This window comes from Roseovarius autotrophicus, from assembly GCF_018069895.1.
Classification (GTDB): Bacteria; Pseudomonadota; Alphaproteobacteria; order Rhodobacterales; family Rhodobacteraceae; genus Roseovarius; species Roseovarius autotrophicus.
The window spans coordinates 48,452-70,329 of the sequence record NZ_JAGQDH010000009.1 but is presented as its reverse complement, the minus strand read 5'-3'; the positions used below and the strand labels follow the sequence as shown (position 1 = coordinate 70,329).

Genomic DNA, 21,878 nt, shown 5'->3' with positions numbered 1-21,878 from the left:
GGCGCACTGAGGGCCTCTGCGCGGCGTCAGAGATTCTCGGCCTGTGGCATCCCCAGAACGTGGTAGCCCCCATCGACATGGATCACCTCACCGCTGGTGCAGGCGCCCGCGTCAGAGGCGAGCCACACGGCGGTGCCACCAATGGCCTCGAGCGTCGCATTTGCGCGCAACGGTGCGTTCAACTCGGTATGGCGGAACGTTTTGCGCGCCCCGCCGATGGCCGCGCCCGCCAATGTCTTCATCGGGCCGGGGCTGATCGCGTTGACGCGGATCCCGTCGGGGCCAAGGTCATTGGCCAGATAGCGCGTCACCGATTCAAGCGCGGCCTTGGCCACGCCCATCACGTTGTAATTCGGCACGACCTTGTTCGAGCCCTGATAGGTCAGCGTCAGAAGTGTGCCGCCCTGCGCCTTCATCATCGGATAGGCGCGGCGCGCCACCTCGATGAAGGAATAGGCCGAGATATCGAGCGAATGCTTGAAATTCGCACGCGACGTGTTGAGAAACCGGCCCGTCAGTTCGGACTTGTCCGAATAGGCGATGGCATGGACCACGAAATCAATCGCGGGCCAGCGTTCCGCCAGCGCGTCAAACGCCGCATCGAGCGAGGCATCATCGGTCACATCCGCGTCGATCAGGATATCCGAGCCAAGGCTTTCGGCCAGCGGGGCCACACGCTTGCCAAATGCCTCGCCCTGATAGGTGAATGCCAGATCGGCCCCCGCTTCGCGCATCGCCTTGGCGATCCCCCATGCGATCGAGCGGTCGTTCGCGACCCCCATGATCAGCCCGCGCTTGCCCTGCATCGAAATGGTCATGTGACTCTTATCCCTGATATTTGCCGAGCAGCATCGAACCGTTCGTGCCGCCAAAGCCGAAGCTGTTGGTCATTACCGTATCAAGTCCGGCATTGTCCACGCGCGCGGTGGCGATCTCGGCGGGGTCAAGCGCAGGGTCGAGCGTCTCGACATTGATCGAAGGCGCGATGAAATCGTCCTGAAGCATCAGGAGACAATAGATCGCCTCCTGCGCGCCGGTCGCGCCCTGGCTGTGGCCCGCCATCGACTTGGTGGAACTGATCGGCGGAGTGGCGCCGCGCCCGAAGATGCGCCTCACCGCCTCGACCTCGCCCACATCACCTACTGGCGTCGAGGTGCCGTGCGCGTTGATATAGCTGACCTTGCGCCCCTCTGGCAGGGTCGAGAGCGCCAGCCGCATCGCCCGCTCGCCGCCCTCGCCCGAGGGCGCGACCATGTCCGCCCCGTCCGACGTGGCGCCGTAGCCCGTCACCTCGGCATAGATCTTCGCGCCCCGCGCCTTCGCGCGCTCCAGCTCCTCCAGCACGACGATCCCGCCGCCCGCCGAGATCACGAACCCGTCGCGCCCCGCGTCAAAGGCGCGGCTCGCGGTCTCGGGGGTGTCATTGTATTTCGACGACATAGCACCCATGGCGTCAAACAGGCACGACAGCGACCAGTCCAGTTCCTCACCGCCGCCCGCGAACATCACGTCCTGCTTGCCGAACATGATCTGTTCGGTGGCGTGGCCGATGCAATGCAGCGAGGTGGTGCAGGCCGAGGTGATCGAATAATTGAGGCCCTTGATCTTGTAGGACGTGGCCAGATTGGCCGAGATCGTGGAACACATCGTCTTGGGCACCGCAAAAGGCCCGATCCGCTTGGTCGATCCGGTCTTGAGCGCGACCTGATGCGCCGCGAGCATCGCGCTTGTCGAGGGCCCGCCCGATCCGGCCACCACGCCCGTGCGCGGATTGACCACATCGCTTTCCTCAAGCCCCGCATCGGCGATGGCCTGGCCCATGGCGATATGGGCATAGGCCGCCCCGCCGCCCATGAAACGCAGCGCGCGCTTGTCCACATGCTCGGCAATATCAAGGTCGATCATCCCCGACACACGGCTGCGAAAGCCATGCTCGGCCATCTCCTCGTTGAACCGGATCCCCGAACGCCCCGCCTTGAGCGAGGCCAGAACCTCGGCGGCATTATTGCCGATGCTGGACACGATCCCCAGCCCGGTCACCACGACTCGACGCATCGCCGCCTCCTTTGCTCACTTCGTGGCTCAGCTTTCGCTCAGCGCCACCTTCATGTCCCTGACCTGATAGATGATTTCGCCATCGGCCTCCACGCGGCCATCGGCCACGCCCATGGTCAGGCGTCTTGTCTGCACCGCCTTTGTGAAATCCACGTGATAGGTCAGCATCGTGCGATCCGGCCGCACCATGCCGGTCAGCTTGACCTCACCCACGCCCAGCGCATAGCCCCGTCCCTGCCAGCCGCGCCAGCCAAGGTTGAAGCCGGTCAACTGCCACAGCCCGTCAAGACCCAGGCAGCCCGGCATGATCGGATTGCCCGGGAAATGGCACTGAAAGAACCACAGGTCGGGGCGGATGTCGAATTCCGCCACCACATGCCCCTTGCCATGCGCGCCGCCATCGCCCGAGATTTCGGTGATACGGTCCATCATCAGCATGGGCGGTTCGGGCAGTTGCGCGTTGCCCGGTCCGAAAAGCTCTCCGCGCGCGCATTTCAGCAGATCGTCTCGGTCGAAACTGCTCGGATAATCGGCCATTCGGGCGACCCTTTCTTGGTCAAGGTCAGAGGGCGAATATTTCAGTCCCTGTAACACCGGGGAAATCCCCGTTGCAAGCCTGCGCCGCATCTGCGTCCATCTTTCGCGGCCGAGGATTTTGTTTGAAATCCGGCGCCCTCACGCCTTAGTATGCACGGATGGATACGGGAAGGACCTGTGATGAACGTGCAGAGCGCTTCGCACCCCACCGAAATCGCCTCGGACTGGCTCGGCTCGGTCGGGCTGCGCCCGACCCGTCAGCGCGTGGCGCTTGCGCGGCTTCTGGTGGGAGACGGACAACACCGGCATGTGACCGCCGAGAGCCTTTTCGCCCGCGCCCGCAAGCAGGGCGAAAGCGTCTCGCTCGCCACGGTCTACAACACGCTGCGCGCCTTCTGTGAGGCGGGTCTGTTGCAGGAGATCACCGTTGACGGCTCCAAGAGCCATTTCGACACCAACACCCATGACCACCCACATTTCTACTGGGAAGACGAGAATCGCCTGACCGACGCCCCCGCCGAGGATCTCGAAATCGCCCGCCTGCCCCGCGCCCCCAAAGGCGCCGAGATCGCCAGCGTCGATGTGGTGATCCGCCTGCGCCGCAAGCGCTAACCCCTCTCGGTCCGCGTCTCTCACGCCCGCGTCTCTCAGTCCGGCAAGGTGTCGCAATCGCGTGAGTTGATCCCAGACAAACCGGGCCGCGTGATCCGGCGGCGCGCGGTGGCAAGACCTTCGGCAAACCCTTCGGCATCGCCGTAATCCACGAATTGCGCGTAATAGGCATGGTGTGCCCCGATCCGCGCGGCATGCTTGACCGGGCACCAGAATGCCTCGGTCCGGCCGGCGATTTCCTGCACATAGCCGATCAGGCCGTTGCAATAACCGCAATAGACGCAGTTCAGCTTTTGCAGCGCATTGAGATAGGCAAGATGGTGACGGTCCACGCGAATGAAATCAGCGCGCCGGACCTTGTCGATGCCGTAGACCGGAAAGCAGACAGCCTGATAGACCGTCACGAACAGATCAACCAGAACGAAGGGCACGATCAGGCTGTAAACCAGCGGTGCGGTCAGCACCGTCATAGGGCGCGTCCGGCGCAGGAAGGTCACAAGGCGCACGCGCATTTCTCGGTGGCGGCGGCGCACCTCGGCCTCGAACACCACGCGCCCGTTCTCGACCCCATAGTGGAACGCGTCGCGGCGGCGGGCGAATTCCTCTTCCAGTTCGTCCTGCAGATCACGGATACGGGCGAGCAGCTTCTCGGTCGCAGACATTCTCTTTCTCCGTCGGGCTCGGCATCGTGCCAGCCTATCGCACCCGATCCGAAATGCAATGCGCCGGACCACAACAGCCCGGCGCGCGCAGCGGCTCAAGCGCCATCGTTCAAGCGATCTCGACCAGTTCGATCGCAAAGGTCAGGTCGTGCCCCGCCAGCGGGTGATTGGCGTCAAGCACCACCTGATCTTCGGTCACCTCGACCACAGTCACCGGCATGACCTGCCCCTGCGGCGTCTGCACCTGCAACTGCGTGCCCAGATCGAGCGGAATTTCCGCCGGGATATCGACGCGCGGCACCGTCTGGCGCGCGGCAGGATCAGGCTGGCCATAGGCGTCGTCGGCGACGACCGCGACGGTCTTCTTTTCGCCCACGCTCATGCCGGGAATGGCGGCATCGAGGCCGGGAATGATCTGGCCTGATCCCACGGTGAATTCGAGCGGATCACGCCCTTCGGAGGAATCGAATGTCTGCCCGTCAGACAGCGTGCCGGTATAGTGAATACGGACGGTATCGCCCGGTTTGACCTGCGTCATGTGATGTCCAGTGCTTTGGGGGGGGTGGGTTTGCAAGGCCGCGCGTCGCTGCACGGGTGCTTGTGCGATACACACAGCTTAATCGAGCTGTGACGGATTCGCAAACACCTCCCCGCGGGCCGCTCGACCATCGCTTCGCGCGCCGATCCCAGCGGCACCACAATCGCCAGAATCCCATCGTTGCACCAGTCTGCAACGTCTGAAGCGCCCGCCGGGGGACAGGCGGGCGCTGACCGGTGTCGCCGGTCGGGACATAACGGTCAAGGACCGCGCCCCCACATTGCCCAGCCCCCTTCCCCCTCCCCCCCATCCGTGCCAGTCTCCGCGCGAAACGCGAGAGGGGAAACGCCATGCCGATCACCACCTGCATTTTCGACGCCTACGGCACGCTTTTCGACGTGTCCGCCGCCGCGCGCGCGGCCAGCACCGAACCGGGGCGCGAAACCTTCGCCCGCCACTGGCCGGCCATCGCCGAGAAATGGCGGCTGAAACAGCTTCAATACACCTGGCTGCGCGCGGTGATGGGGGCGCATATCGGTTTCTGGCAGGTGACGCAGGACGGGCTCGACTGGGCGCTCGAATCCGAAGGGCTTCAGGACGATACCGAGTTGCGCGCGCGCCTCTTGCAACTCTACTGGGAACTCGCCGCCTTCCCCGAGGTGCCCGCCATGCTGGCGGCACTCAAAAAGGCCGGCAAACAGACCGCGATCCTCTCGAACGGCGCGCCCGACATGCTTGACGGCGCGGTGCGCTCGGCGGGCATCGGCGATCTGCTCGACGATGTGCTCTCGGTCGAAAGCGTCGGCATCTACAAGCCCGCCCGCGTGGTCTATGACCTTGTCGGCCAGCGCTTCGGCTGCGCCCCCGAGGAGGTGCTCTTCGTGTCGTCAAACGGCTGGGACGCCTGCGCCGCCGCCGGTTACGGCTTTCAGACGGCTTGGGTCAACCGTGCGGCCGACCCGGTGGATCGCCTGCCCGCCACCCCCGACAGGCAACTCTCGGACCTGACCGGCATCCCGGCACTGGCAGGCGCGTGATGGCGCATTTTACCACCTCCGATGGCCTTTCGCTGCATTACGAGGACAAGGGCACAGGCGCGCCCGTCCTCTGCCTTGCGGGCCTCACCCGCAACAGCGCGGATTTCCAGTTCCTGCTGCCGCATCTGCCCGGTCATCGCGTGATCCGGCTCGATTATCGCGGGCGCGGGCAATCGGACCATGCCCCCGATTTCATGTCCTACAACATCCTGCGCGAAGCGCAGGACGCCGTAGAGCTGCTTGACCATCTCGGGCTTGACCGCGTGGCCCTCATCGGCACCTCGCGCGGCGGTCTGGTGGCGATGGCCATGGCGCACACCCATCCCGGCCGTCTCTCGGGCGTGGTGCTGAACGATATCGGCCCCGAGGTCGCCACCGAGGGGCTGGAGCGGATCATGGATTACGTGGGCCGCGAACCCGGCCTGCCCGATCTCGACACCGCCGCAAGCGCCCTCAAACATATCCACGAGACCGGCTTCCCCGGCATGCCCCTCTCCCGCTGGCGCGCGCAGGCCGAGGCGATGTTTGCCGAAAAACCCGACGGCGGGCTGGCGCTGCGCTATGACGCGCGGCTGCGGGATGCGCTGATCGGTCAGGCGGGCACCGGAGACGTGCCCGACCTGTGGCTGATGTTCGACGCGCTGCGCGATCTGCCGCTCGCCGCGATCCGGGGCGCGAACTCTGACCTCTTGAACACGGCCACCCTCACCGCCATGAAGGCCCGCCACCCCGACCTCATCGCCGCAACCGTGCCCGACAGGGGCCACGTCCCCTTCCTCGACGAACCGCAGGCCCTCGCCGCAATCCACACCCTTCTTGAACGGACAACATGACCGACATCACGATGATCCGCGCCGCGCAGGCCCGTCTTGACGGCCACGCGCGGCGCACGCCGCTCCTGTCCTCCCCTTTCCTCGACGAAATCGCCGGGCGGCACGTCTACGTCAAACCCGAATGCCTGCAACATACCGGCAGCTTCAAGTATCGCGGCGGCCGCTCTGCCGTCTCCGCGCTCGACCCCGAGACGCGCGCGCGCGGCGTCATCGCCTTCTCAAGCGGCAACCACGCGCAGGGCGTAGCGCTGGCCGCGCAGCAATTCGGCGTGCCTTGCGTCATCATCATGCCCGCCGACGCGCCCCGCCTCAAGATCGACAACACCCGCGCCCTCGGCGCCGAGGTGGCGCTCTACGACCGCGCGCATGAGGACCGCGACGCGCTCGGCGCGGCGCTGTCCGCCGCGCGCGGCCTCACCCTCATCAAGCCCTTCGACGAGCCGCAGGTCATCGCAGGCCAAGGCACCGTCGGGCTGGAGATCGCCGAGGACGCACGCGCGCTCGGGCTGGAGACCGCCGATGTGCTGGTCTGCTGCGGCGGCGGCGGGCTCACTTCGGGCATCGCGCTGGCGCTGGAGGCCGAGGCCAAGGGGCTGCGCGCGCGGCCCGTGGAACCCGAAGATTTCGACGATACCGCCCGCTCGCTCGCCTCCGGTGAAATCCAACGCAATACCCGGCTTTCCGGCAGCCTCTGCGACGCGATCATAACGCCGCAACCGGGCGACCTCACTTTTCCGATCATGTCCCGCCTCTGCGGCCCCGGCATCACCGTGAGCGAGGACGAGGCGCTACGCGCCATGGCCCACGCCTTCCAGCGGCTCAAACTCGTGGCAGAGCCGGGTGGTGCGGTGGCACTGGCCGCCGCCCTCTTCCACGGCGACGAGATCGAGGGCGACGCGGTCATCGTCACCATCTCTGGCGGCAACGTGGACGCGGCCACCTTCCGCACCGCCCTCGGCCTTCTGGAGTGAGCCATGCCCCATCTCGCGCTTGACGATGTGACACTGCATTACCTTGACGACGGCGACCCGGAAGGCGCGCCCCTCGTGCTCGCCCATGCGCTCGGCACCGGGACGCATCTCTGGGACAATATCCTGCCGCTCCTGCCCGCGGGGCTGCGCATCATCCGTTACGACGCGCGCGGGCACGGGGCCTCTTCCACCCCGCCTGCCCCCTACACGATGGGCGCGCTCATCCGCGACGCCGAACGGCTGATGGATCACCTCAAGGTCCGCGACGCCATGTTCGTGGGCCTCTCCATCGGGGGCATGGTGGCGCAGGGGCTGGCGGTGAAACGCCCCGATCTCATCCGCGCACTGGTGCTGTCGAACACCGGGGCCAAGATCGCCACCCCCGAAATCTGGGCCGACCGCATCGCCACCGCGCGCGCCCCCGGCGGCATGGAAACGCTCGCCCGCGCCTCCTGCACCCGCTGGTTCCCGCGCGCCTATGTGGCCGCAGGCCATCACCGGCCCTGGCTCGACCACCTGACCGGCCACTCCCCCGAAGGCTATGCCGGCTGCGCCGCCGCCATCGCAGGCACCGATTTCTACACCACCACCGCCAGCCTGCGCCTCTCCACCCTCGGCATCGCAGGCTCCGAAGACGGCTCTACCCCGCCCGATCTGGTGCGCGAAACGGTAGACCTCATCCCCGGCTCGCAGTTCCGCCTGCTGCGCGGCACCGGCCATGTGCCTCCGGTAGACGCGCCCGAAGCCTATGCCGACTGCCTATCGGAATTTATCTCCGCCACTGGCCATATTCGTCGGCGGTGACGCAAACGGACTTGCGGGCGGCGGCGAATCCCTCTCTCCTGTGAAAAAATGAGGGGAAAATTCATGCGAACCATCAAGGCCGCCGTCTGCCACGAATTCGGCGCTCCGCTCTCCATCGAAGACGTGTCCTTGCGCGCACCCGGGCCAGACGAAGTCGAAATCACGCTCGACGCGGTGGCGATCTGCCATTCGGACATCACCTATGCCGAGGGTGGATGGGGCGGCTCGCTCCCGGCGCTCTATGGCCACGAGGCCGCAGGCCGCGTGCGCGGCCTTGGCCCCGGCGTCACCGGTCTGGCCGTGGGCGATCCGGTCGTGGTCACGCTCATCCGCGCCTGCGGGCAATGCGCGCCCTGCGCGGGCGGGCGGCCCACGGGCTGCGAGACGCCCTATGACGGCGATCACGGGCCGCTCTCCATGCCGGATGGCGGCAAGCTGCATCAGGCCATGGCCTGCGGGGCCTTCGCCGAGGCCGTCACCGTGCATCACAGCCAGGTGGTGAAGATCCCCGAAGGCATCGACATGGCCGCCGCCTCATTGCTGGCCTGCGGGGTGATCACCGGCGTGGGTGCCGTGGTCAACGCGGCAGGGCTGCGCGCGGGACAGGACGTGGTGGTGATCGGCGCGGGCGGCGTCGGCCTCAACGCCATCCAGGGCGCGCGCATCGCCGGCGCGCGCCGCATCGTGGCGGTGGACATGAGCGAGGAAAAACTCGCCGTGGCACGCGAGTTCGGCGCAACCGACGGCGTGCTCGCCACCCAAGAGATGCCCTGGCGCGCGGCCAAGGCGGCAATGGGGCGCGGGGCCGATGCGGTCTTCGTCACCGTGGGTGCCGCGCGCGCCTATGACGAGGCGCCGCGCTACCTTGCGGGTGGCGGCAAGATGATCATGGTCGGAATGCCCCATTCGGGGGCCGAAAGCCGCTATGAGGCTGGCAATTTCGCCGCCGCCGGTCAGGCGATGATCGGCTCCAAGATGGGTGAGACGGTGATCCGCCGCGACATCCCGTGGATGATCGATCTCTATGGACAGGGGCGGCTCAAGCTTGACGAACTGATCTCGGGCCGCTGGTCGCTCGATCAGATCAACGAGGCCATCGCCGACACGAAATCCGGCGCCGCGCGGCGCAACGTGATCGTGTTCGGCTGAGGGGGCTTCTTCTGGCCCCAAATATCCCGGGGGTCCGGGGGCAGAGCCCCCGTCCCTCCTCGTCACAGGCGCAACGCGCGAAGGGGAGAGCCATGAAACTGACCGATCTCGACATCATCGTGACCGCCCCGCCCGCGCCGGGATGGGGCGGGCGCTACTGGATTCTGGTCAAGCTCACCACCGATGACGGGATCACCGGCTGGGGCGAATGCTATGCCTCCTCGGTCGGGCCAAAGGCGATGCGGGCCGTGATCGAGGATGTATTTTCGCGCCATATGGCGGGTGAAAACCCCGAGAATATCGAACTGATGTTCCGCCGCGCCTATTCCGCGGGCTTCACCGGACGACCGGACCTGACGGTCATGGGAGCCTTCTCCGGGCTGGAAATCGCCTGTTGGGACATCCTGGGCAAGGCGCGCGGGCGGCCGGTCTGGGCGCTGCTCGGGGGCCGGATGAACGACCGCATCCGCGCCTATACCTATCTCTACCCCCTGCCGCACCATGATCTGACCACTTTCTGGACCTCCCCCGAGATGGCCGCCGAAAGCGCGCTGGATTGCGTAAATCGCGGATACACCGCAATAAAATTCGATCCCGCCGGCCCCTACACGATCCGCGGCGGGCACATGCCGGCCATGGCCGATATCTCGGTCTCGGTCGCCTTCTGCCACGCCATCCAAGAGGTGGTGGGCGACCGTGCCGACCTTCTGTTCGGCACCCACGGGCAGTTCACCGCCGCCGGTGCCATCCGCCTTGGGCAGGCGTTGGAACCCTTCTCGCCGCTCTGGTATGAAGAGCCAATACCCCCTGATAACATTGAAGAAATGTCCCGCGTGGCGCGTGCTGTGCGTATCCCCGTGGCCACCGGAGAACGGCTCACCACCAAGGCCGAGTTTGCCGCCGTGCTGCGCGCGGGGGCCGCCGAAATCCTGCAACCGGCGCTTGGCCGGTCGGGTGGCATCTGGGAAGCCAAGAAAATCGCCGCCATCGCCGAAGCCCATGGCGCGCAACTCGCCCCCCACCTCTATGCCGGTCCTGTCGAATGGGCAGCGAATGTGCATCTGGCGGCCTCGATCCCCAATATCCTGATGACCGAGACCATCGAGACCCCCTTCCACGACGCGCTCATCCGGGGCGGTATCCGGGTCGAGGACGGCTTCATTACCCCGCCGGATGCCCCCGGCCTGGGCATCGAGGTGGACGAGACCCTGGCCCGCGCGCATCCCTATACCGGCGACGGCCTGCACCTTCAGATGCAGGAGGCGCCTTGCGATTACGTCAACGGCAACAGCTTCGCCGGGGGCGCGCCGGTGCGTGAACGTTAAAGGCGGCGGGGTTGCCCCCGCCGCCAGCCCTCAGCCCCGCGCCGCCCGGATCAGCGCAAGGATATCGCGCGCCGCCTCGGGGATGTTGGTGCCGGGGCCGAAGATCGCCTTCACCCCCGCCTTTTTCAGGAAATCGTAATCCTGCTGCGGGATCACCCCGCCGCAGATCACAAGGATATCGCCCGCGTCCCGCTCGGCCAGCGCGGCGATGAGCTTGGGCGCCAGCGTCTTGTGCCCCGCCGCCTGGGATGAGATGCCCACCACATGCACATCATTGTCGATGGCATCCTGCGCCGCCTCCTCGGGCGTCTGGAAGAGCGGCCCCACATCCACGTCAAAGCCGATATCGGCAAAGGCCGTGGCGATCACCTTGGCGCCCCGGTCGTGCCCGTCCTGCCCCATCTTGACGACGAGCATACGGGGGCGGCGGCCTTCTTCCTCGGCAAAGGCCTCCACATCCTTCTGGATCGCAGCAAACTCCGCGTCGCCCTCATAGGCCGCACCATAGACGCCCGCGAGGGTTTTCACCTCGGCCCGGTGCCGCCCAAACTCCTTTTCCAGTGCCATGCTGATTTCCCCTACCGTGGCGCGGGCGCGCGCGGCATCAACGGCCGCCTCCAGAAGATTGCCACCCTCGCGCGCGCGGCGTGTCAACTCGTCCAGCGCCGCCGCGCAGGCCGCCGCGTCGCGCGTGGCGCGGATGCGTTCCAGCCGGGCGATCTGCGCCTCGCGCACCTTGACGTTATCGACATCGAGAATGTCGATCGGGTCTTCCTTGTCCTTGCGATACTTGTTGACGCCCACGATCACTTCCTCGCCCCGGTCGATCAACGCCTGCCGCGTCGCCGCCGTCTCCTCGATCCGGAGCTTGGGCATCCCGCTCTCGACGGCCTTGGTCATGCCGCCCATTTCCTCGACCTCCTCGATGAGCGCCCAGGCCTTCTCGGCCAACTCATGGGTCAGGCTTTCGACGTAATAGGAGCCCGCCAAGGGATCGACCACGCGGGTCACGCCGGTTTCCTCCTGCAGGATCAACTGCGTGTTGCGCGCGATCCGGGCCGAGAAATCCGTGGGCAGCGCGATCGCCTCGTCGAGCGCGTTGGTATGGAGCGACTGCGTGCCCCCCAGAACCGCGCTCATCGCCTCATAGGCGGTTCGGATCACGTTGTTATAGGGATCCTGCTCCTGCAAACTCACGCCGCTGGTCTGGCAATGGGTGCGCAACATCTTGGATTTCTCGTCCTTCGCACCGAATTCTGTCATGATCCGGTGCCACAGCAGACGTGCGGCACGCAACTTGGCGGCCTCCATGAAGAAATTCATGCCGATGGCGAAGAAGAACGACAGGCGCGGCGCGAAACTGTCCACATCCATCCCCGCCGCGATGGCCGCGCGCACATATTCGCGCCCGTCGGCCAGCGTATAGGCCAGTTCCTGCACAAGGTTCGCGCCCGCCTCCTGCATGTGATAGCCCGAAATCGAGATCGAGTTGAATTTCGGCATGTGCTGGGCTGTGTAGGCGATAATGTCCGACACGATCCGCATCGAAGGCTTGGGCGGATAGATATAGGTGTTGCGGACCATGAACTCCTTGAGAATGTCGTTCTGGATGGTGCCCGACAGCAGCGCCTTGTCATGCCCCTGCTCCTCGCCCGCGACGATGAAGGAGGCCAGCACCGGGATCACCGCGCCGTTCATGGTCATGCTGACCGAAACCTTGTCGAGCGGAATGCCGTCAAAGAGGATTTTCATATCCTCGACGCTGTCAATCGCCACGCCCGCCTTGCCCACGTCCCCCTCGACGCGGGGATGATCGCTGTCGTAACCGCGATGCGTGGCAAGATCGAAGGCCACGGACACGCCCTGTTGCCCGGCGGCAAGGTTGCGGCGGTAAAAGGCGTTCGATTCCTCCGCCGTCGAGAACCCGGCATATTGCCGGATGGTCCACGGGCGGCCCGCATACATCGTGGCCTTGACGCCACGTGTAAAGGGCGCGGTACCCGGCAGCGTGCCCATATGCGGCAGGTCCGCCACGTCCTCTTCGGTATAGAGCGGGCGCACCGGAATGCCCTCGAGCGTGTGCCAGGTGAGATCGTCGGGCGAACGGCCCTTCATCTCCTTTGCGGCCAGCTCACGCCAGATGTCGTGTTTCGATGTCATGGTCTTGTCCTCTTGTCGTCTGGGCGGTCGGCGGATGTCTCCCCGCCTGATCCGGCCCGGTTTCCTCGGCCAGTCGCGCCAATCCGTCGGCCCCGGCGGCAAGCCAGAACAGATCATCGGCGTAGGATTCCCGGAGTGCCGCGCGCTGCGCGGCATCGAAGGGCTGCCAGCGCCCCTCGCCCGGCAGGTGGCTTGCTTCGCCGCCACGCTGCGCGACGGCGTGGCGCAGCGACGCCAGATCAGGCGCGCGGCCCAACCAGACCCGCGCCGCGCGGCGTGGCACATCAATTCCGGTCATTGCGGCCAGGCGCGTCTCGGGGCGGCTGGCATAATGTTCATGCGGCAGGATCACCAGATCGACGTCCGGCAGCGCACAGGCGACATCCGAGATCACCTCGCGCCAGCGCCGCCCGCCCGTCACGAGCCGGTCGAGATCGCCCGCTCCCGGCAAACGATGGCCCCGCGCGACCGCATAGGCCAGAACCGATTCCCACCACGCGTCCAACTCCCGGATGGAGAGCACCGCGCATGTGATCCGTCCGTCGAAGGCATGGAAAATACGCGCCAGACGCTCGCCGACACCGGGATAAAGCCGCGCCGCGCGCAGGCACCGTCGCGGCGCACCGATCATGTTCTCGTCACTGACGACAAGCCGCGTAAGACCCGCCACGCGCGCCCCCTCAAGGCGCAGGGCAAGGCGCCCGCGCGCGCGCGCCATCTGCGCAGAGGGGCCTTGCGCGCCCTTCACCGGGATCACCCCAGAGAGCACCCCGTCGCGCGTGACCTCGGGCCCCCAGACGCCAACGCCCTGTGACGCAAGCGCCGCCGCGTTCGCACGCGCGTAATGCTGAAAACTCGTGGTCGCGGTCCTGTGCGCCCCCAGATGCAGGATGATCTCCATGGCCTCACGTGCCCCTTGCCCAGCCGCGCCCCGATGGCGCATGGCCTCACGGCTCAGCCTGCCAGACAGGTCTGAGCGCGGGATTAACCGCAAGGAATTTTCACGCGTGCCCCATTCAGGCTTCGCAATTGCGCCAGACCCGCCTATATCTGTGCCAGCAGGAGAGCCCATGAAACACGTCTTTACCCTTGTTTTGCTTGCCTTTACCGCCTCTGCCATATCGGCGGGGGAGGATTCCGAAAAAATCGCCAAGCCGATTATTTTCCCGGCGGATGATATCAATTTGAGCGATTTTCTCTGGCTCAAGCGCCCGCTGGTCGTGTTTGCCGACACGCCAGCCGACCCGCGATTCATCGAGCAGATGGGGTATTTGACGGAGCGTTTCACCGTGCTTGACGAACGTGACGTGGTGGTGATCACCGACACCGATCCCGGCGCACGCTCCGATATCCGCCAGAGACTGCGCCCGCGCGGCTTCGGCCTTGTGCTCATCGGCAAGGACGGGGTGATCCATCTGCGCAAGCCCACGCCATGGCAGGTGCGCGAGATCACCCGCACCATCGACAAGCTGCCGGTGCGCCAGCAGGAATTGCGCGAGGGGCGACCGGGGCGCAGCTGATCCAGCATCGCTCAGCCCTCTCCCTGAACCAGCATGAGCCAGCCCTCGTCGGGCCGCATCAGCATGAGCGACCGCGTGCCCGCATCCCAGCCCACGATCGTGCCGGGGGTGTCGAGCGCGCCGCGAAACCGCCCCTCGGCCGCCTGGTCCATGCAGGCGCGCGCCTCAAGCGCGGCGCGCCGCATCGCCATGCCGGTGGCGCGGTCGTGATTGGTGATCGCCAGAAGCGCGGCATCGCCCCCCTGCCCCGCCAACGCCAGCGCCGCCACCCCCCGCGCCTCAAGCGCGCGGCGCATCGCGGGCGCGCTGTCGGTGAGCGGCAGCGCCGCCTTCACGGCCCCCGTCACCACGGCATAGACCCCCACGGCACAATCCCGCCGCGCCGAGAACGACAGGGTCTGTCCCAGCGACACCCAGGTCGCCAGCCGGCCGCGCTGCGCCGCCTCGCTGTCACGCGCACAGGCCGCAAGCGCCGCCAGACACAGCACCGCGCCAAGGGGGCGGATATGGCGCTGCAGGGCGGTCATCCCCTCACTCGAACTCCATGATCACATCGTCCACGGCAAGGCTGTCGCCCGGACCCGCGTTGATCCTGGCCACCACGCCCTTGCGCTCGGCGCGCAGGATGTTTTCCATCTTCATCGCCTCCACGGTGCAGAGCGCCTGCCCCTCCTGAACCTCCTGCCCCTCCTCGACATTGATCTTCACGATCAACCCCGGCATCGGGCAGAGCAGCAGTTTCGATGTATCAGCGGCAAGTTTCTCGGGCATTAACGCCGCCAGTTCCGCCTGACGCGGTGTGCGCACATGCACCTTGAGATCGGCCCCGCGCGCGCGGATGCGGAACCCGCCCGGGATCTTGCCGACCTTGAGAACAAGCGGCGTGCCGTCAACGTCAAGCCGCGCCAGTTGATCCCCCGGCGTCCAGTCACTCGTCACCCGCATCCCGGTCCCGTCCGCGAACCGGATGGTCGAGCCGTCGCGGTCGGCGGCGATGGTCACCGGATAGCTCTCGCCCTGAAGGGTCACCACCCAGTCCTCGCCGACGTGGCGTTCGTGGTTGTCCATCCGCCCCGAAACCCGCGTGCGTCGGATTTCCGCCACCCGGTGCATCGCGGCCGAGGCGGCAGCGATGCGGCGCAGCATGTCCTCGGGCAGGGTCACGCCCTCGAACCCTTCGGGATATTCTTCCGCGATGAAGGCCGTGGTCATGTCGCCCGCGACGAATTTGGGATGGTCCATCACCGCGCTCAGGAACGGCAGGTTATGGCCGATCCCCTCCACCTCGAAAGCGTCGAGCGCCACGCGCATCCCCTCGATGGCCGCCGCGCGATCCTGCCCCCAGGTGCAGAGCTTGGCAATCATCGGATCGTAATACATCGAGATTTCGCCGCCCTCGTAAACACCGGTATCGTTGCGCACGGCCCCGTCCCCGGCGGGTGCATCGCCCTGCCATTTGCCGGTATCCAGCAACGGCCCGGCGGCCACTTCGGCAGGCGGGCGATAACGGGTAAGCCGCCCGATCGAGGGCAGGAAGCCGCGATAGGGATCTTCGGCATAAAGGCGGCTTTCCATCGCCCAGCCGGTCAGTGTCACGTCGTCCTGGGCAAAGGACAGCTTCTCGCCCGCCGCCACGCGGATCATCTGTTCCACAAGGTCCACCCCGGTGATGAGTTCGGTCACCGGATGCTCCACCTGAAGGCGTGTGTTCATCTCGAGAAAGTAGAAATTCCGCGCGCCATCGACGATGAATTCCACCGTGCCCGCGCTCGCATAGCCGACCGCATGGGCCAATGCCACGGCCTGCTCGCCCATGGCGCGGCGGGTGGCCTCATCCAGAAACGGGCTCGGCGCCTCTTCGATCACCTTCTGGTTGCGACGCTGGATCGAGCATTCGCGCTCGCCCAGATAGACGCCGTTGCCATGGGTATCGCACAGCACCTGAATCTCGATATGACGGGGTTGCGTCACGAATTTCTCGATGAAGATGCGGTCATCGCCGAAACTGCTGGCCGCCTCGTTCTTTGACGACTGGAACCCCTCGCGCGCCTCCTCGTCGTTCCAGGCGATGCGCATCCCCTTGCCGCCGCCGCCGGCGCTGGCCTTGATCATCACCGGATAGCCGATCTCTCCCGATATTTTCACCGCCTCATCGGCATCGGCGATCAGGCCCATATAGCCCGGCACAGTGCTGACCCCGGCCTCCTGTGCGATCTTCTTCGAGGTGATCTTGTCGCCCATGGCTTCGATCGCCCCCACCGGCGGGCCGACGAACGCCACGCCTTCGGCCTCCAGCGCCTTGGCAAAGCGCGGGTTCTCCGAAAGAAAACCATAGCCCGGATGCACCGCCTCGGCGCCGGTCTCGCGGATTGCGGCCATCACCTTGTCGATCACGATATAGCTCTCGGACGCAGGCGACGGACCGATATGCACCGCCTCGTCGGCCATCTGCACATGCAGCGCATGACGGTCGGCATCCGAATGAATCGCCACCGTGGCGATGCCCATCTTGCGGGCGGTCTTGATAACGCGGCAGGCGATCTCGCCCCGGTTGGCGATCAGGATCTTCTTGAACATCAGACAGGTTTCCTTTCCTGGGCACCGTGCCCCCGGACCACCGGGTCCGGGATCACAGGATTGAGAGTTTTTGTGACGAATGTGTGAAAACACTTTTTAATCAAGCGCTTACAAATATTCGTGCAGCACGGCCTCGTGATGCCCGCGTGATCGAAAGCCCTGCCAGTCTGCGCATGGGCACATGCGGAGGCCACTCTCCGGAACCGATGCCCGTCAACAGCAGCACTATCGTGAGGAGAGACCCAATGAAACGAGGAATACCGGCCCTGCTCGGGGCCGCGGCAGTGATCGGCCTTGGCCATGCCAGTCCGGCGCTCGCACAAAGTGAATCGGACCTGCGCGACCAGGTGCGCGAATTGACCGATCGTCTGGAAAAGCTGGAAGGTCGCGGTCATGTCAACGTCGCCCCCGGCACGACACTGACCTTCGGCGGCTATACCAAGCTCGACCTGATCTTCGACGTCGACCAGGGTATGGGCGATACCACCAACGTTCTGGGCCTCAATCCCGACGCAAGGGACGATGGCGGGTTCCGGGCACATGCGCGGCAAACGCGGTTCAACTTCAAGTCCGAAACCCAGACGGAACGCGGCCCGCTGATCACGTTCTTCGAGATCGACTTTTTCGGCACCGCCAACAATCAGGTGTTGTCCAACTCGAACGAGCCGCGCCTGCGCCATGCCTATGGGCAGTGGAACGGATGGACGGCGGGCCAGACATGGTCCACCTTCATGCCGATCGAGGTTTATCCCAACACGGTCGATTTCCAGGGTCCGACCGGCCTGCCCTTCATCCGGCAGGCACAGTTGCGCTACACGTTCAACGCGACCCCGAACCTCAAGATCGACCTCGCGCTCGAAAACTCCGAATTCTCGGGCCGCGGGATGGTGTCGGACGGGATGGGCTTCAACGTCCAGAATATCGGGCAAAGCATTCCGGGCACCTTCTCGGGCTTCAACTCGGATTTCGACAGCGCGCCCGATCTCGTGGCGGCCGCCACCTACAAATTCGGCGAAACCATCCTGAAGGGTGCAGCCGTGCTGCGCTTTCTCGATGCGCCCTCGGGTCTGGGCGGTGACGACGAGATCGGCTGGGGCATCAACCTTGCGGCGGGCACGCCGCTCTGGGAGGGCGGGCGCCTTGTCGGCTCGTTCACCTATGGCGACGGGGTGGGCCGCTACATCATCGACGGGCCGGGGCAGGACGGGTTCATCGACCAGAATGGCAACCTCGACACGATCGAGGCGTTTGGCTTCGGCGGGCAGATCACCCATCAGCTCACCGAAAAGGTCAACCTCGGCCTGGCCTATGGCTACTACAAGGTCGATGACACCTTCTTTGCCACCGATACCGAAGAGCTTCAGACCGTGCATGCCACGCTGTTCTGGAAACCGGCCAAACGCGTGACGGTCGGCGCCGAAGTCAGCTGGGTCGAGCGCGAGCTTGCGAATGGCCGCAGTGCCGACGCGACCCGGCTCCAGGGTTCTGTCCAGTTCAGCTTCTGACACCCTGCCGGGGCGCGCCTGCAAGGTGCGCCCCGCACACTCCGGCCGCCAAGCCGACACATCCCTCAGCGGAAAAAACCGGGCGGCCGGTGTCCGGTAACCGAACCGCCCGAGAGGGGAAGGGTAACGGGACAGACCTCTGGGGGAAGGGCCGCCGCTCCACGCCTCAGGGTTGCATGCGCGATACCCCCTGCCAAGCCATGGCACCCGCGCGGTCACGCCTCGGCAAGGTCCCGCGCATCGGGCAGCGCCTTGCGCGGAAACGCGCCGACGAAAGGCGACCGGATTGCTCACCGGGGGGCCTCGTCGCCAAAGATCTCGGGAAAGGAAGCGCGCGCAGACTCGACATCGAGCACCAGCAGCGCCTCATAGCTTTCAGGGTCGAACGGCTCTTGCGCGGGCTTCACCTCGCGCCCGAACAACCAGCTCAGCCGTCCGGCATCGAGGTTGCCGCGCTCAAAGGGCTGATCTCCGAAACACTCCCAGATCGCGCGAAGGAATTCCTTGTCGGCGCGTCGGTCGATGGGCTTTCGATCGCGATACCTCTCTCGCGCGACGAGAGGCGTGACCCCCTTGGGGTTGGCCCTGCGAATCGTGAACTGAAAGTCAGTCCCCGGCAGACGACCGGGAAAACCGCGATGCTTCAGCATGCTGCACCTCCCGGATGACAGAGGCGCGGCGCTGTATCGAGCAGCGAGGCGGGCGCTAGCACCCGCCTCGCGCCAAGCCCAAAGGGCTTACTTGTACTTTCCGGTCTGGACCGGTTCGGTCGTGACCGGCTCGACCACGACGAATTCTTCTTCTGCCGGCTGCGCACAAGCGGCGACGACGGCGATAAAGCCCAGGGCGAGAATGCTCTTGAGGGTCTTGGACATGTAGATCTCCTGTCTCTCGTATCTTCGATAAGCGGCGCGCGCAGGCACAATGCCTTGGCCCGCCAGGTTGGCGAGGTAAAGGTCGCTTTGGTGCGACCTTGATCAACGCTAGCGGAAATCGAGCGATTTGAACATATTGAATGCATGATCGCGCGGAAATGTGTCCGCAAAGCCGCACCCACCCCCGGCTCGGGCCCGCCCGCGACAAAACCCTGTGCGCCCATCTCAGAACATCTCCTGCATACAGGCCCCGCCCTTTGGGCGATAGGCCTCGAAAACCTGTGTCACATCAGGATCATAGACCCCGAAATCCGCCTCGCGATCCGCCAGCGAGATTACCACCAGCCCCGGCTGCGGCCCGATATTCGAGATCCGCGGCAGCACATGGTTCTCGCAAAGCCAGCTCAGGTCCGCGTCGAGCCACTCAAGCTGCTCGGGTCCCGCATCAAACCCCGCGGCCACATAGCGGAACCGGTAGATCAGACCGCCCCCCTCGGGCCGGTCGGTCAGCACCTCGAAAAGCCGCGCGGCAAGCCCCGAGGGCAGCCGCAGCGCCTCCTCCTGCGCTGCGGCTGCAAGGCCAAGCACAAGAGCGGGCACGAGCGCGGCCCCCCTCATCGCGCCTGCCCCATCCAGCGTGCCCGAAGACCGGGATCGGCCAGCATGTCGGCGATCCGCGTCGCGGCCAAGGGCGGCACGCGCCCCGGAACGGCCCCGCCCGCCACAACATGCACCCCGTGCCCGACGCGCCGCACACGCACTGCGGGCGCAAAGCCTCGGAGATGCCTCAGCATGCGCCACAGGTCCTGCCGAACCAGATGCGCCAGCCTGCGCCGCCCGACCGCCCCGGCAAGCACCGTCTCGGCGGCCAGATCGAACCGCACGGGCAGCCGTCGCGCCAGCGTCAGCGCCCCATCCTCCTCGATCACATGCCATCGGTCGCGACCCATCCTCGTGCAGCCTCCGGTTTCATCTTGCCCGAAATACTCCGGGGGTCGCCAGTGCCGCGCCATCGGAGACAGCGACAAAGGCGACGGGCTGTTCCCCGATCCGCCCTGACCGCTCAGAGCGGAATGTTGTCGTGCTTCTTCCAGGGGTTGGTCAACTTCTTGTTGCGCAAGGAGGCAAAAGCCCGGCTTACCCGCAACCGGGTCGAGCGCGGCTGGATCACCTCGTCGATAAAGCCCCGCTCGGCGGCAACGAAGGGATTGGCAAAGCGGCCCTCGTAGCTCTTCGTGTGCGCCGCGATCTTGTCTGCATCGCCCAGATCGGCGCGATAGATGATCTCGGTCGCGCCCTTCGCGCCCATCACCGCGATTTCCGCCGTAGGCCAGGCATAGTTGAAATCGCCGCGCAGATGCTTGGAGGCCATGACGTCATAGGCGCCGCCATAGGCCTTGCGGGTGATCACCGTGACCTTCGGCACCGTCGCCTCGCCATAGGCAAAGAGCAGCTTTGCGCCATGCTTGATCACGCCGCCATATTCCTGGCCCGTTCCGGGCAGGAAGCCTGGCACATCGACGAAAGTCAGGATCGGAATCTCGAACGCATCGCAGAACCGCACGAAGCGCGCGGCCTTTCGGCTCGAGTCGATATCCAGACAGCCCGCCAGCACCATCGGCTGATTGGCCACGACCCCTACGGTCTGACCCTCAAGCCGGATAAAGCCGGTGATGATATTCTTGGCAAAATCCTCCTGGATCTCGAAGAAATCCCCCTCGTCCGCGACCTTGAGGATCAGTTCCTTCATGTCATAGGGCGTGTTGGGATTGTCGGGGATAAGGGTATCAAGGCTCGGCTCGACGCGCCCGGGCTGGTCGAAGAAAGGGCGCACGGGCGGCTTCTCGCGGTTGCTCAGCGGCAGGAAGTCCACCAGCCGACGCACCTCGGCCAGCGCCTCTACATCGTTTTCAAATGCGCCATCGGCCACGCTTGATTTCTTCGTATGTGTCGAGGCCCCGCCCAACTCCTCGGCCGTGACAACCTCGTTGGTGACGGTCTTGACCACATCTGGGCCGGTCACGAACATGTAGGAACTGTCGCGCACCATGAAGATGAAATCGGTCATCGCGGGCGAATAGACTGCGCCGCCCGCGCAGGGCCCCATAATCAGCGAGATTTGCGGCACGACACCAGAGGCCATGATATTGCGCTGAAAAACCTCGGCATAGCCTGCCAGGCTCGCCACGCCCTCCTGGATGCGCGCGCCTCCCGAATCGTTGATGCCGATCACCGGCGCGCCGTTCTGCACCGCCATATCCATGATCTTGCAGATCTTCTCGGCATGGGTTTCCGACAGAGAGCCGCCGAACACGGTGAAATCCTGCGAAAAGACATAGACCATGCGGCCGTTGATGGTGCCCCACCCGGTCACCACCCCGTCACCATAGGGGCGGCTCTGCTCCATGCCGAAATCGGTGCAGCGATGCGCCTTGAACATGTCGAACTCTTCAAAACTGCCCTCGTCGAGCAAAAGCTCGATGCGCTCGCGCGCGGTCAGCTTGCCGCGCTTGTGCTGCGCCTCGATGCGCGCGGCGCCCCCGCCAAGCCGCGCGTCGGCACGGCGGTTCTCGAGTTCCTGAAGGATGTCTTTCATGGCGCTCCCCTAGCATCTGTGGCGCGCACCATAGGGCGGCGAAGGCAAGTAACCAAACAGATTTCCGCAAATTTGCAAAAAATTGGAAACTATATTTTGAAAATTTGTAAACCCGCAAACAC

The 21,878-nt window shown here is 65.4% G+C and carries 23 protein-coding genes; 9 read left to right on the top strand and 14 right to left on the bottom strand.

The window, feature by feature from the left end; genetic code table 11:
* Positions 1 to 26: 26 nt before the first annotated feature.
* From KAK09_RS11335 to fabA, 3 genes are read right to left on the bottom strand one after another with little or no spacing between them, the layout of a single operon-like run.
* On the bottom strand, positions 27 to 818 hold the full coding sequence (locus tag KAK09_RS11335) for an enoyl-ACP reductase FabI (protein ID WP_210879053.1): 792 nt from the start codon (positions 816 to 818) through the stop codon (positions 27 to 29).
* Positions 819 to 825: 7 nt separating this feature from the next.
* Positions 826 to 2,055, bottom strand: a complete 1,230-nt coding sequence (fabB, locus tag KAK09_RS11330; RefSeq protein ID WP_210879052.1) for a beta-ketoacyl-ACP synthase I — start codon at positions 2,053 to 2,055, stop codon at positions 826 to 828.
* A gap of 27 nt (positions 2,056 to 2,082) precedes the next feature.
* Positions 2,083 to 2,592: a bifunctional 3-hydroxydecanoyl-ACP dehydratase/trans-2-decenoyl-ACP isomerase gene (gene fabA / locus KAK09_RS11325; protein WP_210879051.1), complete on the bottom strand. Its 510-nt coding sequence runs from the start codon at positions 2,590 to 2,592 to the stop codon at positions 2,083 to 2,085.
* Between the two features lie 180 nt (positions 2,593 to 2,772).
* Between fabA and irrA the strand changes: the two genes are divergently transcribed.
* Complete coding sequence (gene irrA, locus KAK09_RS11320) at positions 2,773 to 3,204, top strand: iron response transcriptional regulator IrrA (protein WP_210879050.1); 432 nt, start codon at positions 2,773 to 2,775, stop codon at positions 3,202 to 3,204.
* Between the two features lie 35 nt (positions 3,205 to 3,239).
* Here the strand turns inward: irrA and KAK09_RS11315 are convergent, their stop codons facing one another.
* Together KAK09_RS11315 and KAK09_RS11310 are read right to left on the bottom strand one after the other, a co-directional pair.
* Positions 3,240 to 3,866: a hypothetical protein gene (locus tag KAK09_RS11315; RefSeq protein ID WP_210879049.1), complete on the bottom strand. Its 627-nt coding sequence runs from the start codon at positions 3,864 to 3,866 to the stop codon at positions 3,240 to 3,242.
* A 109-nt stretch (positions 3,867 to 3,975) separates the two neighbouring features.
* On the bottom strand, positions 3,976 to 4,404 hold the full coding sequence (locus KAK09_RS11310; RefSeq protein WP_210879048.1) for an FKBP-type peptidyl-prolyl cis-trans isomerase: 429 nt from the start codon (positions 4,402 to 4,404) through the stop codon (positions 3,976 to 3,978).
* Positions 4,405 to 4,754: 350 nt separating this feature from the next.
* Here KAK09_RS11310 and KAK09_RS11305 point away from each other — a divergent pair, with 350 nt between their 5' ends.
* The 6 genes from KAK09_RS11305 to KAK09_RS11280 all read left to right on the top strand — a co-directional run bounded on the left by KAK09_RS11305 (position 4,755) and on the right by KAK09_RS11280 (position 10,523).
* Positions 4,755 to 5,441 (top strand): haloacid dehalogenase type II, encoded by a 687-nt coding sequence (locus tag KAK09_RS11305; RefSeq protein WP_210879047.1) that lies wholly within the window; start codon positions 4,755 to 4,757, stop codon positions 5,439 to 5,441.
* Entirely contained in the window at positions 5,441 to 6,274 is an 834-nt protein-coding gene (locus tag KAK09_RS11300) for an alpha/beta fold hydrolase (RefSeq protein ID WP_210879046.1), read from the top strand. The genes KAK09_RS11305 and KAK09_RS11300 overlap by 1 nt, the downstream gene beginning before the upstream one ends.
* Positions 6,271 to 7,245, top strand: a complete 975-nt coding sequence (locus KAK09_RS11295; RefSeq protein ID WP_210879045.1) for a threonine ammonia-lyase — start codon at positions 6,271 to 6,273, stop codon at positions 7,243 to 7,245. The genes KAK09_RS11300 and KAK09_RS11295 overlap by 4 nt, the downstream gene beginning before the upstream one ends.
* Positions 7,246 to 7,248: 3 nt before the next feature.
* The gene (gene pcaD / locus KAK09_RS11290; protein ID WP_210879044.1) at positions 7,249 to 8,049 is read left to right on the top strand and encodes a 3-oxoadipate enol-lactonase; all 801 of its coding nucleotides are present in this window, start codon (positions 7,249 to 7,251) and stop codon (positions 8,047 to 8,049) included.
* Positions 8,050 to 8,112: 63 nt separating this feature from the next.
* Complete coding sequence (locus KAK09_RS11285) at positions 8,113 to 9,198, top strand: zinc-binding dehydrogenase (protein WP_210879043.1); 1,086 nt, start codon at positions 8,113 to 8,115, stop codon at positions 9,196 to 9,198.
* A 92-nt stretch (positions 9,199 to 9,290) separates the two neighbouring features.
* Positions 9,291 to 10,523 carry a mandelate racemase/muconate lactonizing enzyme family protein gene (locus tag KAK09_RS11280; RefSeq protein WP_210879042.1) on the top strand — a complete coding sequence of 411 codons (1,233 nt, stop codon included), beginning with the start codon at positions 9,291 to 9,293 and terminating at the stop codon, positions 10,521 to 10,523.
* Positions 10,524 to 10,553: 30 nt separating this feature from the next.
* Here the strand turns inward: KAK09_RS11280 and scpA are convergent, their stop codons facing one another.
* A complete protein-coding gene (gene scpA, locus KAK09_RS11275) occupies positions 10,554 to 12,683 on the bottom strand; it encodes a methylmalonyl-CoA mutase (RefSeq protein WP_210879041.1) in 2,130 nt (709 codons plus the stop codon).
* The gene (locus KAK09_RS11270; protein WP_210879040.1) at positions 12,655 to 13,584 is read right to left on the bottom strand and encodes a hypothetical protein; all 930 of its coding nucleotides are present in this window, start codon (positions 13,582 to 13,584) and stop codon (positions 12,655 to 12,657) included. Before KAK09_RS11270 ends, scpA begins: the two co-directional genes overlap by 29 nt.
* Before the next feature lie 169 nt (positions 13,585 to 13,753).
* Here KAK09_RS11270 and KAK09_RS11265 point away from each other — a divergent pair, with 169 nt between their 5' ends.
* Complete coding sequence (locus KAK09_RS11265) at positions 13,754 to 14,203, top strand: DUF4174 domain-containing protein (protein ID WP_210879039.1); 450 nt, start codon at positions 13,754 to 13,756, stop codon at positions 14,201 to 14,203.
* A gap of 11 nt (positions 14,204 to 14,214) precedes the next feature.
* Here KAK09_RS11265 and KAK09_RS11260 read toward each other — a convergent pair whose 3' ends face one another.
* Complete coding sequence (locus tag KAK09_RS11260; protein WP_210879038.1) at positions 14,215 to 14,730, bottom strand: hypothetical protein; 516 nt, start codon at positions 14,728 to 14,730, stop codon at positions 14,215 to 14,217.
* Between the two features lie 4 nt (positions 14,731 to 14,734).
* Complete coding sequence (locus tag KAK09_RS11255; protein ID WP_210879037.1) at positions 14,735 to 16,780, bottom strand: acetyl-CoA carboxylase biotin carboxylase subunit; 2,046 nt, start codon at positions 16,778 to 16,780, stop codon at positions 14,735 to 14,737.
* Positions 16,781 to 17,025: 245 nt separating this feature from the next.
* On the opposite strand from KAK09_RS11255, the gene KAK09_RS11250 reads away from it, so the two are divergent.
* Entirely contained in the window at positions 17,026 to 18,285 is a 1,260-nt protein-coding gene (locus KAK09_RS11250; RefSeq protein ID WP_210879036.1) for a DcaP family trimeric outer membrane transporter, read from the top strand.
* A gap of 290 nt (positions 18,286 to 18,575) precedes the next feature.
* Here the strand turns inward: KAK09_RS11250 and KAK09_RS11245 are convergent, their stop codons facing one another.
* From KAK09_RS11245 to KAK09_RS11225, 5 genes are all read right to left on the bottom strand, one after another.
* Positions 18,576 to 18,935 (bottom strand): hypothetical protein, encoded by a 360-nt coding sequence (locus KAK09_RS11245; RefSeq protein WP_210879035.1) that lies wholly within the window; start codon positions 18,933 to 18,935, stop codon positions 18,576 to 18,578.
* An 87-nt stretch (positions 18,936 to 19,022) separates the two neighbouring features.
* On the bottom strand, positions 19,023 to 19,160 hold the full coding sequence (locus KAK09_RS11240; protein WP_210879034.1) for a hypothetical protein: 138 nt from the start codon (positions 19,158 to 19,160) through the stop codon (positions 19,023 to 19,025).
* A 225-nt stretch (positions 19,161 to 19,385) separates the two neighbouring features.
* Positions 19,386 to 19,778, bottom strand: coding sequence for a DUF6497 family protein (locus tag KAK09_RS11235; RefSeq protein WP_210879033.1), 393 nt, complete (start codon positions 19,776 to 19,778; stop codon positions 19,386 to 19,388).
* Positions 19,775 to 20,110, bottom strand: coding sequence for a hypothetical protein (locus KAK09_RS11230; protein WP_210879032.1), 336 nt, complete (start codon positions 20,108 to 20,110; stop codon positions 19,775 to 19,777). The genes KAK09_RS11235 and KAK09_RS11230 overlap by 4 nt, the downstream gene beginning before the upstream one ends.
* Before the next feature lie 113 nt (positions 20,111 to 20,223).
* The gene (locus KAK09_RS11225; protein WP_210879031.1) at positions 20,224 to 21,756 is read right to left on the bottom strand and encodes an acyl-CoA carboxylase subunit beta; all 1,533 of its coding nucleotides are present in this window, start codon (positions 21,754 to 21,756) and stop codon (positions 20,224 to 20,226) included.
* Positions 21,757 to 21,878 lie beyond the last annotated feature (122 nt).